Origin of the sequence: Massilia solisilvae (genome assembly GCF_024753215.1) — a bacterium.
Classification (GTDB): Bacteria; Pseudomonadota; Gammaproteobacteria; order Burkholderiales; family Burkholderiaceae_D; genus Telluria; species Telluria solisilvae.
Window position 1 is genome coordinate 15510 of sequence record NZ_JANUGV010000011.1, and the last position, 17925, is coordinate 33434.

The following is a 17925-nucleotide window of genomic DNA, read 5'->3' on the forward strand; positions in this document are numbered from 1 at the left end:
TTAAGCGACCTTCTCCGTGACAACCGGAGCGGGAAAAGAAAGCGACGGGCATGGACCAGTTAGCGCTAAAGAGTCCACACGTAGATTGATAAGGACTTCCTTGGTCCACACAAGGTCTTTGAACATCATGACGCCGTCCTCATAGGGAAGCGTAACGGCGGTCGCGGTCGAACGGATAACCGACGCCAAGGTCCGTTCCGAGCTGCAGTAATACTTTAGGTAGTCTTTATATGCCTTCCGCAACGCAGGCTGTAACAGGTGGCGTTGCGGATGTGCTGCTTTGCGCAACCACTGCAGGTTGGCGGCGAGCGTCTTGCCGATGACCTGGTCCGTCACAATAGCCCAATCGCTCACACCTCTGCTGCGCCAAACTGCTCTTTCGAGCTCGAATTTTTCGAGCGTCCGTCGGCGTGTTTTGGGATCATCAAGTTCCGCTTGGTACTTGAGCGTCCGCGCAGCCAATCGGAATTTCCCGTCCGGCTGCTTCAATGTCACTAGCACGTCCGTTGGGAGGACGAACATCACGTTTGTACCCGGATATTTCGGATATTCGATACCCAGGCTGCTGGCGATCGCCAGCGACTCGGACGACGGGAATAATGGGAATTGTTCCCTAATGTCGACGACCTGTTCGGAAAACTCCAATGTCAACCAGTACCAATACTCGAGGTCCGATTGCAAGTGATGCACTCGGTTCGTCTTTGAACCCTGGACCTCGCGGGATCTGCCGCGTGAAGCGATATCTCGAACTTTTATCCACGGAATATACGAATCGCGCTCCCCAGCACCGTACCCCTTGGCAACGTATCGGTCGACGTCAGCCTGGGTCTTAATTTGTCTTGTTCGCATGTGTCTGTGCGCTTATTGTTCGTATCGCAGCGGCTTCAATCCGAGCTCACTTGTTCGACATCAACGGCGCTCTTGCCAGCTCGTTGCCTCTTGCGAACATACGCCCTCCCGCCCACTGTCCCCATCGGAGTGGACTCTGGTCCTGCCCAGCTTGGACCGATCCCGACCTTGCCCAGTTCGTGAGGAATGTTGAGCGATCGCGCGGACATCTCGGCAAGGTCCCATTGGGTAAAGCGAGTAATCATGGCGACGGCATAGGCGGAGACTGCAGAGACCTGGCTTACGTTACCGATCGTGACCGGAAGTTCAAGACGGATGAGTTCGCCTAATGACCAAAGAATCCGCCGCGCCGAGAAGCACCAAGAGCTCTCCTTGCATACAACTAGCTGTTCAGATAACAATGGGTAACGCGACCGTCGGGCTAACGTATCAACTTTCCACGCGGGCACGTTCTCGAGGAGGCGCTGGATGGTTACCCGCTCGGGTTTAGTCTTAAGGGAGATGACTGCTCGCGCTTGACTGGCGACCAGATCCGCGAATCTCTTGTCTTCTTCTTGAGGAGCAGGGCCTAGTGGACGTTTAGTCGTTGCTGCCCTGCCTTTGGGTTGCAGAGCCGCTTCCAGCCACGCTCTGTCGTGCTCGAACAACCATGCCGTTGCGGTAAACGCCCGCCTCCAAAGCTGCTCCAACTCTATTCCAGGACAACGAAGCATTTCGACCCGCACTCGTTTGCGATGTTCCGCTTGAACCGGCTCCGCACTTGTCGTCCTGCGGGACTTCCCTCCCTCGGGTTTAGTATGCGGCGTCGCGTTTGCTTCCTCGACTGCTTGCATAAACCGTGTAGGAGTACCAAAGAGATACATGCTCACCATGAGATGCCTTGTGATCGGAAGATCCATTACTCCGTCACAGATGCTGAACCGCAGCCAATTGGTGCGGCGACCGGCAGAGTATGCCGTGTCTACCTGCTGGACGAAGTCCTCGCCGAGACCAGTGATCAGAGCTTCGGCGAACTCTGCAGTGGCTGCTGCATTGCCCCAGCAATATCCACGTGCCCGGATTGCAGCGCGATACGTCATCGCCAGGAGATCCGAAGGTATCGGGGGCAATGCGGCCTGAAGCATTCTGTGAACATAGACCGCATAGGCGTGTTCGACATCGGTAACTGTTCGATCAGGTACCGCTTTAGTCACGTCAAGTTTGCAGTTAGGGCACGCGTTCCACGGAACTTCCAGCAGCCGGAGCTTGCGTTGAAACGGCAAACTGCACGTCGGACAACTACTGATCAACCTGACCCGGTGTCGCCAACAAACAGACACTCCCGGGCATTGATGCGCGCGGCGCCAGTACGCTACTCCATGCTCACGTTCATCATCTACAGCGCATTGAATGCAAAGATTGGAGTCCCCGTGTCTTCCGACCACGTGTCTTGGCAGCCGGCTAACGGAACAGCCTGTGTCAGCCTCCATACGATCGAGGAGTCGTGAATTCGCCTTCCCCAAGAATGGAGAAAAAAGTGGGAGTAGCGTGTTTGCTGAGGTCAAAGCACCAGCGTTTTCGCTCGGCTCACCGGGAAGTTTCGCTGCCAAGTCTTCGATGCATTTCGGGACGATCTTGCTAAGGTCGCTCAGGGGGTGCCCGAAGAGCTGCCTTAGCGTTGCCGTGAACGTAGCGTTACCTTCAATGATGTGGAACCGAGATACGCGTGACGACAGGGTTTCATCTGGGAGAGCAGCAGGAAAAAACGGTAAATGCGACACAGCTAAGTGATAGATAGAAGAGTGGACAGCCAACAGATTGTAGCGTTCATAACGTCTAGAGCCTGGATTTCTAGCGGATGAGTAAAGGGCAGTGGTAACGTTCGAAACCGCGATGACGACAGCGGGCGTGTCTTGGGATGAAGAGCCGCGATTGTAAAAGCTGTTTCGAAGACGAACAATTGTCCAGTTTGCATCTTCCCCATCAGGGCTTCACCTGTACGCAGGCGCGACCAGCGACTATCGCCTGTAGGTAGAATCGAAACATTCTGTCGAGTGATCATGCTTGACGGAACTATTGCATTTGCAGGATCCGTAACCATGGCGGATCATGTAGGGCGTGGACTTTGAGCAGTCACCCGTAGCTGGGCGGCGGTCGTAAATTTTATTGCACCGGACAGTGCTTTAAAGAATAGGAGTAAGCCATAACTCCCAGAACATCAGCACGTGCGAATCGGCCGGGAAGTGGTGCGCTGGCTCCAGCGCATCGCGGTTATGCATATCAAGACCTTGTCACAGCCTATTTGCTCGTGGCGTGTATGGTGCAGAGGTATGAATCTGTCGTGGTCGACAGGAAGGTGGTTGATGACGACCGCTTCGATGACATCGAGGTCACTGCATCAGGAAGGCGTATCCGACGCCAGCTTAAGTCCAGTGAACACGCGGACCGGGCTCTAAGCTATACAGACTTCAACTCGGGCAATTCATCGCTGCGGTTTGATCGACTCGTAAAAACATTTACTTCCGAGGGCCGCGAGCACGCCGACGAGTATCGACTGTCCGTAACGTGGTGCGCACCCTCTGCAACGGACCCCATTGCACAGTTGCTCAAGACGGCAAGCGCAACTGGCACATTTGAAGGCTATGCGACGGGAACGTTCCGGTTGGATCCCCAGGCGGTCTGGCCAAGGGAAGGCCCGCCAATCTTTGCATTCTTGCAGAGTACTCAGGGATTGGCTCGAGAAGATGTGGTTCGCTTTTGCGAGCGTTTCGTCATCGAAGTGGCCTTGCCGCCGGCTTCACTAGATATCGACGCTCCAGGCTCGCTTGAGCAGTTGCTGTTGAATGTTTTAGCAGAACAAGTCGGAATCGGAAGGTACCCGAATGGCGACCGTCGCGTCGAAGATGTGGCGGCCCTTGTGATCTACGTCGCATCTACTGCAAGGACAAACGGAGACGTCTTAACACCTTCCGATATTGCTCAAAAACTTGGATTGCGCACCGACTTCGGCCGGGTGGCCCAGGCATTTCCGCTGGATCGCTCGACTTTGCAGGAACGGCTCACCTTACGCGCACGTTTGATCGAGTCAATTGCTTGCGGTGGCGTTCATTTGGTGCTAGCGGGACCTGGTTCTGGTAAGTCGTGGACTCTAACGCAGGTGGCGGAAGATCTCGAACTCGAGGGGAAGGTCGTAGCACGGCACTACTGCTTCCTCGAACCGGGAGACGAGCTGGTAGAGCGTAGGGTCACAACCGACGTGTTCTTCGGCAACCTTCTTGGTGAGCTCAGTGACGCTCTAAAAGCAAAATCTCGCACGTCCCCCCAAGTATTCGCTGCCGGCCTCAATGAACTCGAGGACGTTCTGGAACACGCGGCGAAAGGAGACACCCAGGTCGTCGTTATTGTCGATGGACTAGATCACATTGCCCGAGTCCTTGACGCATCGAAAAGTTTGAGTGACAGCGAGACCGATATCGTCGAGCGACTTGCGACACTGAACCTCCCGGAGGGAGTTACATTGGTGGTGGGATCCCAACCCGGCCCACATCTTGACGCTTTGCGTGATGCTTTCCGAGACCGAATCATGGAGCACGCGGTAGATCCTTGGTCTAAGGAAGAGCTCTTCGGACTTGCTGCAAAGCTTGGCGTAGAGGCCGCGTTAGACTCCGTCAACCTGCTTGATGAAGAACGCCGCAAGAACGTGATGAACCTCTTGGCGCAACGCTCAGAGGGCAATCCGCTCTATGCGCGCTACCTTTGCAGGGGGATTGTGGATGGGCTACTTGCAGGGACACTCGCCGATCCGGCAGAGTGGCTTAATGCTGCCCCGGCCATTATGGGCGACATTGCACGTTACTATCGACACCTGTATGAATCGGCGAGCGCGCAAGCTCAGGCAATCGCCGATGTTTTGGGCGTTTTAGATTTTTCGGTGACGGAAGCCGAACTGCAAGAGATCGTTGGCGCGCTCCTCGAAGACCGGGTACCAGAGGCGCTTGTGGTGCTTTCGCCAGTTCTGACAAGGGCTACCGCTCAAGGCGGGTTGCGTATATTCCACGAGAGCTTTCGACGGTTCATGCTGCAGGAGCTGCAGCGTCGGAACATACGTCTTTCAAATGTTCTGAAGCCTGTTGTTCAGTGGCTTGAATCGCAAGACTTCTTTGCCAATGCAAAAAGTTATCGTTTTACGCTGCCAGTCATGCGCCGCGCCGGACGTGATATTGATATTCTCCAACGAGTTTCAACCTCCTTCGTCCGAGAAAGCGTTCTGCATGGGCACCCGCATGACGTGATTGAGCGAAATCTAGCGCTTGCTGCTGATGTTGCTGCACGGTTATTGGACTGGCCGGCGCTGCTTCGCTTTGCAGAACTCTGGCGGGCGCTAGACTCGTGTTTTGACCCCGGAACGAACGACTGGCACGAATATTGGCAAACTTATGAAGCCATCTCTGGGCCTAATGCAGTGGCTGAACGCCTACTTTTCGATGGGCGCCCAACTCTTTCCCGAACCATGGGCTTGCTCGCTTGCGAGCTCGTTGACAAAGCCGGCGCTACCGCTCCTTGGCAAGAATATCTAAGCTTGCCGGTTGCCGACGACGAAGGAAGGCATTCATCAGACTTCGATGCCGGTGGCGCTCTCACCTCTGATGAGGAAACGGGCCTTGCCGCTATCCGAGGCCGCCTGCGGCTAGGTCAACACCTCCGAATTGTCCGGCGAGTTCACGCACATCTCTGCCACCCCGACGCCGAGCCGACATCGTTCTTTGTGCGAAAGCTAGCCGAGCTGCTCGCTGAAGAGATATCGCCGTCATTAGTCGAGAAGATGATCCGCCGTGCAGCCTTCGAGCCGCCTAAGCGTTACATGCTTGCCAAAAGGAATGCGTGTGCCTTGCTTCTTGGCTTGGCTGACGTTGCCCGGAACGCCGAAGACGGCGCGGCAACTGTTCGCTACGCAGTTGCTGCTATGCAGCACGCTAACACGCCAGAGGAGGCACTTTGGTGCATCGAAGCGGGAGCAGCACCGAGTCAAGCCAGTGATTTTGTAACGCTTCCTGACTCTCTGGACATAGGTGTGGAAGAGTCCGGGCACTCGCTCAGCGCGCCCGCTGTCCGCCGTTGGGTTGCCTCGGTTCGGCTGCTGGCGCGCGACCCCAACGGGTCAGCAATATTATCGGAACAACGTCGACGCGCTAACGGTGAGGGGTGGTACCGCTGCTGGCTACGTTACGTGTTGTCTCTTGCACAGGCCGAGGTCGCTGCGGCAGAGAACCGAGACTATGACATTAGAGCGGCGTTTACTGAGCTTACTGCAGACACGAGACCGTTCCACGGGACACCGCGGCCCTGTGATCTTTATTCGATTCATCGAATTATTGATGAGAGCCTCGCTAGAGGCCTCACATTCGTTCGCACTACAGAAGACTGGGAGCACGCGCTCAACTGCATTTTGGAGGCGCGTTCTGGTACGTCAAGCCGCCTTGATAGAGAGGACGGCGGACCGATCACAGCTAGTTCGTTCTTCTCTATCCTGCTCGCCCATGCATCGTCGCCAGTTGCCTCTGACGTCATCATTGCAGTTCTCGAACGCGAACTCGAAGCCGAGGAAGCAAACGGCACGTATTACGGTACTCATGCAGAATTCCGGATGCGCATGGCACGTTTGCACGCGTTGACCCGGCAATCAGCGCGCGCGTTGGAACACTGGCACAAAGCGGGATATTTTCTTCTCGGCTACGGGTTTCATAAGGACATTGCTCTTTTTGATGTTATTGAGAGCGTTCCCGCCCTCTTGGGGCACGCGGAGCACACGGCGCTTAGTGCGCTGGTTCGTTTGCAGCCTTTGTTGAGCGCCGTCCTCAGGCACACAGACCGAAGGGAAACCAAACACGCGCCGAATGCGTGGTTCGGAGCGCTCCTTGATGTCAATCGAGTGCGCTCGATCGAGCTCCTTTGTCGTGACTTCATCAGAGATCCAGGTTCTCCTTCCTGGATGGCTGAGCGAGCATTGAAGGAGGTTCTCCGTCATGAGATCGACACTGCAGACCCATTACTGCTCGACGCGCTTTGGGCTACCCAGCTGTTTGAGATCGAGTACCAAAACGAGGGGGGAAGGATTGCCGAAGAGCGCCTAGCTCCCTTACATCGGCTGACCACCGCTTTTCCTGAGTACGTGAGGGAACGCTTTGTACGGCTATGTGCCGAAGCGAGTGACGACACGCGACACTATCGGGACGGTGCGATAGCAGCCCTTCGTTCCTTTGCTAGCAAGTACAACTTGGCTTGGCAATATTCGGAAGAGCAAGATACGTTGAATGAGACTGACGGTACGCCTGTAGGATTGGAGAAGAGCCCCAGCTTGCAGCTAGGGCAAAGGCCGGCCTTTCCACAGTCGCCCCGTTTTGTTGACATTCTAGCGTCGCTGCGCCGGCTTTCCCAAGAGCGAGTGCCACGCGAACAGGTGGATGGCCTTGTGACGCTACCCCTGAGCTACGTTCTAACCGAGATGGTGGAACGCGGTGAGGAGACTCAGGCGCATCGCTTACTACACTTCCTTGTCCACGAAACCCCGTTCTGGTCCTTTGAAAGTACCCACCCGATAGAGGCCTTGGCCCAGTGCCTTGATGAAGCCGGCCACACTAGGCTCGCAGCTGTGGCCCACACACTTACCTTCACATCCTCAAGAGGAGGACGAGGATGGCTAAATTTCGGCGATCGTAGTCAAGCTGTAGTGCTCCAGCGTGCCATGGAACTCGACAAACAATTGGCTTTGCAAACTCTCGCGGAAGAGACCGCACGAAAGCTCCGCTCAGGGGGCTACAGCGGTATCGCTAAGCATTTAGTCGAACAGATTTCGGCTTGGGGCGACCATGAAATAGCTGTCCGTGCTTGGGATGAGGCGTTCGGTGTCATCGAAAGCCGACTGCCGCTTCCCGGGAGCACAAGCTTGTTCGAGTCCCTTGACATGAATGACATGATTGACTGGTCGGTCGATGAAGGTCTTGCAACCCTTCTCCTTGTCCGAATTGGCCACCCTGTTCTTCCTCGACGGATCGCAGCTTTATCCGCGTTCGCCCGGCTCCTGAATAACCGCGCAGCCTTGTTTCGGAAGCCCGTTCGATGGTTACTCACGAGGGACTCGACCGTATCGACCGTTCAGTCCATATTGCAAATCCTCCTCGAGACTCCAGCCGAAGTGGCGGACATTCTGGAATTCAACGAGGACATGTTACAAGGCTACGCAGCTTCCGGTTCCTGGAGCTTGTCAGTGCTTGCCGGGAGGCTTCTTGCCCGTTTGGGTCGGCCTGTTTCCGCGACGCGATCACGGTTTACTCCGGTTGAGGAAACCGCTTCGCATCGTGGCCGTGTTCTCGCGAAATACGGCGATGTCGGCAACGTATTGGAGATGCTGGCGCACCTATGGTCGGACCTGCCAGAGATTGTGGCCGCCCGGATGCGGCAGCCAAGCGTGGACAACGAAACGTTCAAGCATTATGCACGTGAGCGTGCGGAACTTGCATTTGGCCGACGAGGAGAAACCGTGCCCCCAGCCCAAGTACTACCTTGGCCTGGCGAACTGTTGATAGCTGTGCTGGACGAGACACTTTTCGGGCTGTATGAGCATATCTGGCGACAGGGTAATTGGAGCGTTGACGTCGAGGATGAGGTGTTGAGTATTGTCCTGCCAGATTTGCAGTCGCACTTCGCCTTGGACGCGAGCCGCGTGAGACGGCCGAATTGGCCTTTCGCGAACGAAGCTCGAGATCAAATCACCCAAATGAACATAATGTCTGACGAAGATCCCACTTATGGTGGGTGGGTACGGTTGGCCCTGTGTGAAAAAAATTTCTATCACTCGGCTGACCGCAGCTATGAGCCGCCGAACAGGCGTGCCATTTGGGCTGCTGGGGTTGTTCGCGCAGCGATGGACGGTACCGTACCGCCCCGAGCGTCAGCCCATGGCGAGAGCGATCCGGGCCCATGGTGGTACGAGATTGAAGGGGTGGAGGCTTTGATGGATGCACGGAAGCCTCAGCTTGTCAAACTCGCTTCAGTGGCTGACTGGCTCGGAAAATGCCTTGCGCTTGTCCCCCCTGTCTCCTTGCGATATCGTGCAAAACTGCAACCCCCCGCTTACGGAGCTCCCTTGGTTTGGTATGACCCATCCGGAAAGGCTGCAGTGGTTCTGCGCAGTTGGCGTGTACGGGGAGATCGGCCAGATATTGAATGGCACACAACTGTTGGTGAGGACCTGCTCATGCGTCCTGACCTGCTGGCGACACTGTTTGATTTGTATGGGGGGCCGCTTAAAGAACTGCAGAGGAGCAACGTGAGCGAGATGAATAATGGTTAAAATCCGCTGCGCCTTCCGTTCCACCTTCAGAGTTTACCCGGCACCGCCGCAGGACGGGAAAACGTCACAATAACACCGATGAAGTAGTGCCTGGTTGACTTGTCGATAACCAGTTCCTCGGCTTCTTCGGTGATCGTCCCGTGCGGGTCCCAGCTGACTGTGAAGGTCTCGATGGTCTCGACAACATCGTTGCGCTGCCCGAGGCCAGCCAGCCAACCTTGATATTTTGTCTTTATTTCGGCCCCACAGGCCATTGCTTCAGACAGATCTTTGGGCGCAGGCCTTTCGTGCAATGCCGCGAAGGTGGCAAACTCAAGAACGCTATTGCCTGTGTTTCCGCTGACCCTCATTAATTCCAAGTTCCGGCGCAGGTCGTCCATTACAAGCTTGCGCGCTGGATCAAATCCCTTTAATTCGATCGCGCAAAGAGGTTGCCGCCCAAGGTAGCGGGACTTGGGTGCGTCGTAATAAACGGCGATATCAATTCGGCCATTGCGTTCGATCTTCGGAGGCACTTTTGATCGCAACTTGTTCGAACCACGAACCATTTTTGTGCCGAACTTGAACGGCGGCAGGCAGTCACGGGCGAACTTTTTGGTACTGTGCTCAATTCGGATTTCGTAGGAATGAGCGGGTACGTAATTATGTTCGTTAATCGCATTCGCGGTACTTACCGTAAAAAGATACTCGGCATTGAAAGCCAACGCTGGCTCATCCGTAAAGCTGTACATGGCTCGGCATGCATTGCTCATCCCGGTCTTGATAGCATTGATAATTTGTTTCTGGTAGGGCATGTACGATTCCAAGAAGATTGCCCCCGACGTCGAGGCGGTGATTCAGGTCATTGGGTCTGGTTAGCGTGGCCAGGAAGGAATTTGGGGTTATGGATGACATACCGTGACCAAGCAAAAGCATAATTAGACTGCTTATTTGTTTGTATATATACTTTCGGTAACACGTGGGGGCCTAATGCCATTATGCCGGTGGAAAAGTCCAAATTACCTCTCGGAACGCCATTGCGCAGAGGGTAACGATTTCTTTAGGGCTCGTCTATGACTGACGGCGCCCTTGATCCCGTGTCCGTTGCACTCACGATATCAGCGAGTTCCAGCCTCCTCGACCTGTCCAGACAGCAACGAAACCTCTTGCTGCTGCGGCCCGTGTTTCAGCTCGAGCGCTACAAGATGATGCTCGGGGACGAAGGGGGCGCTGATCGAACTCTTTTCCAAGGGGTGGACACTCACTACCTCGCCCTTTCGGCGCTCGATCTGATGATGGAGGCGACAACTATCTCCAGTGGGAGCACGTCGGCTGATGTGCTAATGCATCTTGCCGAGGTGGCCATGCGGATGAAGCCGTCGCTATCCACTTCGCAAGGGCGGCGCGTTGCGGAGGTGGTGCTCGACGCGCTGGACAATAAAGCCAACAACCACCGCGAGTTCAGCTTCGACTACTTTGATGCGCCAACTTGCAGCACCAAGAGCGTCCGCTTCCGTCTCGTGAGGTTCGAACCTGATCCCGAAGACCTGTACCGGTACCGTCCCACAGCCGAGGGCTACCTTGTGTACCTTGGCATGCTGGACCTATCGCCAGAGGATTCCCAGGAGCTGATGGAGAAGATGCTGGACCTCTTGGTTCAGCGCGGCCGCTTCGAGGCGGCGTTGGAAATAGCTCGACGGGCGCGTAAGCTCTCCATCGAATACCGTCAGCTTATCCGTGACCGGCTGTATCAGGCCTATCGCGCTCCTGGGAGCGTCAACTGGACCCGAGACATGTCAGGCCGCCTCGAGGCGGCGCGGGTGCATGTCCGCCAGCGTCAGGCTGAAGACACGCGCATGGAGGAGGCTGTCGCCGAATCGCTCATCAAAGCTGACGAGGTACGCACCCGCCAGAGCCTCATCCAACTGAGGGAAACGTTGCACAGCGCCAGTCTGCTTCGTTTGCAACTCGTCACAGATATCACTGAGTCCAACGAGCGGTTCATTGAGGCCCAGCGAGCGGTTTTCCGCACTCGGAAACCTACAGGACTTCCCGACCTCGAGCCGCAGCTCCTACCGCAGTTGGTGAATCTGCCGATCCAGACCCTGGTCGCCGAGGGCGACATCTTTATTAGCGCCTTGTATCCCCCGGCATGGCCGAAGGTGTATGACCTCAACTCGGTATTTACAGTGCTTCTAGAGCAACCCGCGGAAGACGCTGTGGCGGAAGAGGACGATGGCGATATGACCGTGTTCGAACCGATACCGGACCAGTTCCCCAAAGAGCTTGTTCAACAGGCCCACGAATGGCTCGGGTCGATGTTCGCGACGGGCGTGACTCTACGGGTTGACCAGGTTCTGGAAGCCGCCGAGGACGCGGGTCTGGACCGCACGTTGCGCCGATGCCTCGTGCTCATCCTGTTCCGCAGCTTTGCGCAGTCGGAAAGCGAATTCAAGGATGTACACGTTCAGTTGACGGGTACGGAGTTCATGCTGGACATCGCACAAGGGGACAACTTGGAATTCGTCCAACAGGGAGAAAAACAATGAACACGCCCGAACCTACAGTGCGCAATGCCGCGCGCCTGACCTATAAGGCGCTGCACACCTCGCTGTCGCCCATTAATGACAACGAGTACCGAGAATTACTCGCCCTGTATCGCGCTGACCCGATGTTCTATCGGCACGTTCAAGAAATCGCGCTCGGCATGGAGCTCAGCATTTTGGATGCGAGCGAGCAACGCGGCCTCATAGTTGTTCCGGCGTCGCGCGACAGCAAGTTCGCGGTTAGGTTAACCGACATTCGTAGCGGCATGAGTCTGGAGCAGAAGGCATCACTGATCCTCGCACACATGGCAATCGTGGCAGTCTTTTTCCCGACCACTGACGGCCTGGACGACGACAACTATTCCCCGCCCCCGGCCTCGGTTGGAATGTGCCGCGACACGCTCTATACGCTGTCGCGGCGGCTCAAGGAAAACTCAGACCTGCCCCCGGACATTCCGCCAGAGCTGGCGCCAGGTTGGGAGGCACTCTCGGCGATGCCTATCGCCATCCCCACCGGTCAGCGTGCTTCGGTGGCATCGGTAGTCGGCGTGGTCAAGCTGGCCTTGAACCAAATGGCACAAAATGGGCTTGTGCGGTTAGACCGGGAGGCAGACGAAGATGCTGCCGTCACATACACGGCGACGCACCGGCTCCGCGTGCAGCTGCGCGAGTTAGCGCTGCGTCGGCTCTACGAAATGGCGCAGCTGGCGGTGACCCTGGGGAAGGTGGATTGACATGCAGAAGATTTCGCGCATCCATCTCGCCAACTGCGGTTTCCGAACGGCCTGGTACGAGGCAGTCACCTTTGACCTGACAGAACCCGGCACGGGCTTGCCAACGGACACGATCATCAACCTCGAGAACGGCGGCGGGAAGACGACGCTGCTGGGCTTGGTGTTTTCGTGCTTCGAAACCTCGCAGGAACGGTTCCTCAAGCACATCCAGAGCAAGCACAACAGCTTCTCCCAGTATTTCACCCATGACGGGGTTCCCGGTTTCATCGTCATCGAATGGCTGATGCCCGCTCGATCGGCCAATGGTCAGCCTTACAAACTGGTCACAGGCCAAGCCGTCTCGGTAAGAACCACGGCCGAGACGGATGTCGACCGCATGTTCTTCAGTTTCGAGGAGCGCGTCGACCTTCGACTAGAAGACATTCCTGCGTCAGCGCTGTCCGGCACACCGGCCACATCGATGAACGATTTCTCACGATGGATTCATGACCAGCAGAAGAAGCATTCTGGGAACGTTTTCATTAGCCACAACCGCCAGGCAGAGTGGCAGCGGCACCTGAAAGAAGAACGACTCATCGACCTGGACATGCTGCGCATGCAGGTCAACTTTTCGGCTCAGGAAGGTGGCTTCGACACCGGTTTCCTGGACTTCAAGACTGAGAGCGAGTTTCTGCGGAAGTTCCTCTTTCTGACGAGCGATACGAATAAGGCAGACGAAGCCCGCCGGTCGGTGGTTTCTGTGTGCGAACTCCATCGGCGCAAACCGCAGTTGCAGCGCCGCCGCGACCAGCTCAAAAAGTTCCGCATCTCATTGACCACGTTCTCCGATGCTGCTCGCCAGTACATGAAGGCGGTCGGCACACAGCAGACCATGCTCATCAAAGGCGCTCAGCTTGTTACAGCACTACAGGCTCGTGCCTGCGAACATCGAAAGGCGCAGGTAGCGGAGGTGGCTCTCGAGAAGGAGCAGCGTAACCTGGCCGGCGCCGCAACAAAGGATGGGGCACTGTTCGCAGCCGAGTGGATAACTGGAACTTGGGTCTGGCACCAGAAGCGTACCGCACAGGCGAAAAAGCGGAAAGACGAGGCCGACACATTGGTATTCGGGCTGGAGACCCAATCCAAGCTGCTGAAGGCGGCACGGCTGCAGCAGGAAATCCTGAACCTGGACCTACGTATCAAGGAACTTGATGCACTCGCTGAGGCTGAAATGACAGAACTGAAGCCGGCCCGGGACCATGTAGAAATCCAGGGCGCTCTGCTACGGCGTGCACTGTTCGCAGAGGAGAGTCGCTTGAAGGATGAGCTGGCGGCTCTGGATGGTAGATCGAAGCTTCGCGAGGAACGTAGGACGACGCTTCGAAGTCAGAAAGTGAAGGCGGAAGGCGACGAACTTCGCCTAACGCGGGAGCAGACCGAGTTGCAGACCGCCGAGGACCGGCGAAACGCCCGACGTCTGGTGCTGGAGCGCGACGGCGTGTTTGTCAACCCCGATGAGTCAGCCGATGCCGCTTTGGCGCGGCACGAAGCGGCAACACTATCCCACCAGAGCGAGAGAGACCTTCAATTGGCGGCAAGGGACACTGCTCGCACTCAGGCAAGTGAGCACAGGCGTGACGCGAACGTTGAGCGCGTCAAGGCGGCCAGCTTCGATGAGCAGGCCAAGGGGCTGCAGACGTACATCGCTCGCGGAGAAGCGGAGCTGGAACGGCTTGGCCAACTGCCGGCACTTCTTAGTGCTGTCGAGACTGACCGCGTCGACCCACAATCCCCCGCACTGCTGCCGCGCCTTCAGGACGTAGTCACCGATTCCAACCGGCAGAAGTCACTGGCCGACGTTCGACTGGCCGAACTGCGTACCACCCGTCAGGCCATTGAAGATACCGGGGTCGCCGGCTACAGTCACGACGTCTCACTCGTTGTGCAAGGGCTTCACGCTGCCGGCGTTCGCTCGGCAAAGCCCTTCAACGAATACATTGCCCACGCTGTCGACGATGCCCTCAGGGCGCAGGCACTGGTGCAGAGCGATCCTGCACGGTACTCCGGCGTCTGCGTCGCACAGGCGGAGTTCACCAAAGCTACTGGGGTTTCCTGGCATGCCCGAAAACCGGTGCGCCCGGTGATAGTCTCCATCGCGGCACTCGAGACGGCTACGGCCCACGACGGGCGTTTGGTCGTTCCACCTGAGGACGCATCTGCCTTTAACATTGCTGCTGCAACACGCTTGGCCGAGAACTTGGACAATCGGCTGCAGGAAGAGGAGCAACGGCGTGCCGCATACGAGCTGCGGCACGCTCAGACGCTCAAGGCAGCTCAGGAGCTCGATACCTTCGCAACCACCTACGGAAATGGCCAGCTGGCTGAAGCTGCGGTAAAGCGGGCCGCGCTGGAGGAACACGCATCCGCTGCGCGAAACCGGGCAGCGAACCTTGAAGCTGAAGCAAAGGATCTCGACGCGAATGCTGAACAACACGACAAGAGCGCGATGCAGGAGGAGAGACTTCGCTCTGGCGGAGCCCAGGCGGCGCAGTCGATGCGCCAGTTCCAAACGGAGCACGAAGTCGGCCGAGAAGGGCGCCTTGTACGCCTCGCCGACATTGGCCAGGAGTTGACAGAAGCACGGGAGCGCAAGGCCGATGTCGACTTGGCGTTGGAAGAGCTGCAGGCTGCGCATGACGCTGACCAAATCAAGCGGGCGAACACGGACGTGGAGATGCGTCAGGTCGGCGAAGAGCGTGGTCGCACGGTTTACTACAACAAGGAGTACCCAGCCCAAGAGCAACTCCAGCAACATCCGCGTTCCTTGACGACGCTGCGTGAACTTTACGAGGATGCTCTTGCCAACTACCTGACGGAAGAAAAGGCCCGTTTGGGTTCTTTGAGTGAGCGCATTCAGGGCGTGAAAGAACAGCGTCTCGGCAAGATCAAGGAGTTCGCGCGCGACTACAGCGGGGTGAGCATGGCCGATCTGGACCCTTACCTTCCTCAGGACCATGAAGCGGGACTTCGTACGGCCGAGCAGCAGCTCGCCGAAGCCCGCAAGGAACAGGTGGAGGCGTCCGGGCAGCATCAATCCCTCTGTGCAGAATCCCGCAAGTGGCATGCTGCGAACAAGCAGAACATTGGCACGGCCACCTCTGAGTTCGAACGACACACCGCCGAAGAGCTTGAATCCCTTCTCGAGGACTTGAAGCAGAAGATTAATGCGGCAAATGACCGCATGCGCGTTGCTAACGAAGAGGCTAATCGTGCGTCCAGCCGTGCCCAAGAGAAGCTTCGTGAAGCCGAGTCGGACGAGCAGAACGAATCCATCTTGCGCAGCGGAATGGGTCTCTCAGACCATCCAGACCCGGTTCTCATCGCGGCCGAGATTGGCGCTTTGGTTGGAGAGACTCCCCAAGTTCCAGAATCGTCCTCTTTGGTCCTCGATCGCAATTCGAGCAAGCAGGTCAGCTCCCTGCTGGCAGAGTACAACGGCAAGAATGCCGGCGTTTCCAAGCTGCATACGGCCGCGCGTACTTCGTTCGATGCCCTCAAGAGCGCCGCCGGTGACACAACCTTCCGGGAAGTTGACCCCGATGTCGCGCTGCAGATGCTGCAGAACGACTTTGCAGCGGCTTGCATGGACGCGCCACGGCTGCTTGAACATCTCGATGACCGCATATCGACGACCGAGTCGACACTGACGGGCATGCAGGCCGACTTCGACACCTGTGTGGAAGAGGTTCTGGGCGTGGTGCGCGGCGCCATCACCACTTTGAACAGGGCATGTAGCCAGGAGAAGTGTGTTCCGGCGACAGCTCCTTATGTTGGCGGCAAACAGGTCCTGAAGATGCGGGCGAACTTTGCCGCGGTTACGCTTGAGATGCGCCGCGCAGCCATGCGCAACTACCTCGACGTTTTGGCAGACACGCTCACAATCCCGGCCAAGGGCACAGACCTCATTGCAGACGCTGTCGCCCGCATTTATGGCAAACCTCTCGGGCTGCATGTGCTGAAGATGTCCATCGAGGAGTCCGAGCAGTACGTTCCTGTGGAGAAGATTTCAAATTCCGGCGGCGAAGGCGTGGTAATGGCCATGTTCCTCTATCTGGTCATCAACCAGCTGCGCGCTGAGAACCACGCACAGGTACAGAAACGCGCCGGCGGGCCGCTTATTCTCGACAACCCCTTCGCCAAAGCGACGACTGCCGCGCTGTGGCGCGCGCAGAGGCTGCTGGCATCTGCCATGAACGTACAGCTCATCTTCGCGACTGCGCTGCAGGACTTCAACTCGATCGGGGAGTTCCAGCGATTCATTCGCGTACGCAAAGCCGGCCAAAATACGAAGACGAAGCGATGGCACCTGGAGGTGGCCAATCTGCAGTTGAGGGATGCCGCTGACGAGGTGGCTTCGTGAAGGATTTTCTCGAACTGCTGCAGAGGGGAGCGCGCAAGCGAATCTCGTTAGCGGAGTTGCGTCAGCACTACTTCTCCTTGTACCCTGACGTCCAAAACAGCCCCGACAGGAGTGCGCGTCTGCTTGAGACCCTGCGACAGTTAGAGACTATCGGCGCGCTATCGCTTCCGGCTGTCGGCAGTTGGGAGAAAATCGGTGTTCCACCGCTTCCCCAATGGGTGCTGTTGAAGCGCGAGCCCAAGGCTGTTCCAAGAAAAGATTTCGGCAACGTCGCCTGGGCGCCAGAACTTGGGTTCTGGCCAGAACTGCGACCGGGACAACTTGAAACATTATTGCCCATCAACGAGTTTCTGTTGCGCCGTCGCGGCAGTCTCATGGTCGTTCCCATCAAAGAGCGGTCACTTGAAATCTACGGCGACGAGAAGCGACTCGATGGGATGTGCACCGGCGACAGCCTGTTCGGTGGGCGCCTGCACTTAAACACTCTCGGGTGCTTCCGAGTGCCGCAACCCCTTCCCTACAGAATGGCCGACGCCCCTGGGAAGCCTGTGCTCGTCGTCGAGAATCACAACAGCTTCTGGAGCTTCGGCGAATGGAACCAACAAGCCAGATGCTACTCGGCCATCGTGTACGGTTCCGGCGACGCCTTTCGGCTGACCGGTCGAGCGCTCCAGCAGGTGCTGGGTCAAGTGGCCGGCAGCGGTGCTGAATACTTGGGAGACCTGGATCCGAAGGGGGTTCGCATTCCCGGCGAGTTCAACCGTTCTGCAGAAGTCGGCTCGCCGCAGGTCAGTCCTGCGTTGGTCTTTTATCAGTGGCTGCTGGCACACGGCGTGCGACGCCATCGGGCCGAGTGCGTCTCATTTGACGCCGCCAGCTTGGAGAGATGGCTTGGCGCGGAACTGGCTGCCCAAGTCGCCAAAGTCTGGCAGAGCGAACATTGGATTCCACAGGAGTCGTTGGGTTTCGAGCAACTGTCGGCAGGTGTACTGTGAAGCTCTAACAAAACCTTACTTGCCCTGAAGGCAACTGCTCTCGTACACTGAGCCTTATTGAATTTCCCCGTATCGGCTACAAGGGGAAGTTCCT

Annotated in this window: 8 protein-coding genes and 1 pseudogene; 5 read left to right on the forward strand and 4 right to left on the reverse strand. The window is 57.0% G+C overall.

Annotation, left to right across the window (positions count from 1 at the left end; genetic code table 11):
* The 3 genes and pseudogenes from NX773_RS22655 to NX773_RS23675 form a co-directional block, all read right to left on the reverse strand.
* The gene (locus NX773_RS22655) at nt 1-681 is read right to left on the reverse strand and encodes a TnsA endonuclease N-terminal domain-containing protein (RefSeq protein WP_258858500.1); all 681 of its coding nucleotides are present in this window, start codon (nt 679-681) and stop codon (nt 1-3) included.
* Nucleotides 682-884: 203 nt separating this feature from the next.
* Nucleotides 885-2042 (reverse strand): TnsD family Tn7-like transposition protein, encoded by a 1158-nt coding sequence (locus NX773_RS22660; protein ID WP_258858533.1) that lies wholly within the window; start codon nt 2040-2042, stop codon nt 885-887.
* A 105-nt stretch (nt 2043-2147) separates the two neighbouring features.
* Nucleotides 2148-2609: pseudogene (locus tag NX773_RS23675) on the reverse strand (TniQ family protein); the annotation flags it as partial.
* A gap of 560 nt (nt 2610-3169) precedes the next feature.
* Here NX773_RS23675 and NX773_RS22670 point away from each other — a divergent pair.
* Entirely contained in the window at nt 3170-9178 is a 6009-nt protein-coding gene (locus tag NX773_RS22670) for an ATP-binding protein (protein ID WP_258858501.1), read from the forward strand.
* A gap of 26 nt (nt 9179-9204) precedes the next feature.
* On the opposite strand, the gene NX773_RS22675 is transcribed toward NX773_RS22670, so the two are convergent.
* Entirely contained in the window at nt 9205-9972 is a 768-nt protein-coding gene (locus NX773_RS22675) for a hypothetical protein (protein ID WP_258858502.1), read from the reverse strand.
* A gap of 258 nt (nt 9973-10230) precedes the next feature.
* Between NX773_RS22675 and NX773_RS22680 the strand changes: the two genes are divergently transcribed.
* The 4 genes from NX773_RS22680 to NX773_RS22695 are packed head-to-tail and all read left to right on the forward strand — an operon-like array spanning nt 10231 to nt 17831.
* The gene (locus NX773_RS22680) at nt 10231-11706 is read left to right on the forward strand and encodes a hypothetical protein (RefSeq protein ID WP_258858503.1); all 1476 of its coding nucleotides are present in this window, start codon (nt 10231-10233) and stop codon (nt 11704-11706) included.
* Entirely contained in the window at nt 11703-12437 is a 735-nt protein-coding gene (locus NX773_RS22685; protein ID WP_258858504.1) for a hypothetical protein, read from the forward strand. Before NX773_RS22680 ends, NX773_RS22685 begins: the two co-directional genes overlap by 4 nt.
* Nucleotide 12438: 1 nt before the next feature.
* Nucleotides 12439-16836, forward strand: a complete 4398-nt coding sequence (locus NX773_RS22690) for a coiled-coil domain-containing protein (RefSeq protein WP_258858505.1) — start codon at nt 12439-12441, stop codon at nt 16834-16836.
* Nucleotides 16833-17831 carry a Wadjet anti-phage system protein JetD domain-containing protein gene (locus NX773_RS22695; RefSeq protein ID WP_258858506.1) on the forward strand — a complete coding sequence of 333 codons (999 nt, stop codon included), beginning with the start codon at nt 16833-16835 and terminating at the stop codon, nt 17829-17831. The genes NX773_RS22690 and NX773_RS22695 overlap by 4 nt, the downstream gene beginning before the upstream one ends.
* Nucleotides 17832-17925 lie beyond the last annotated feature (94 nt).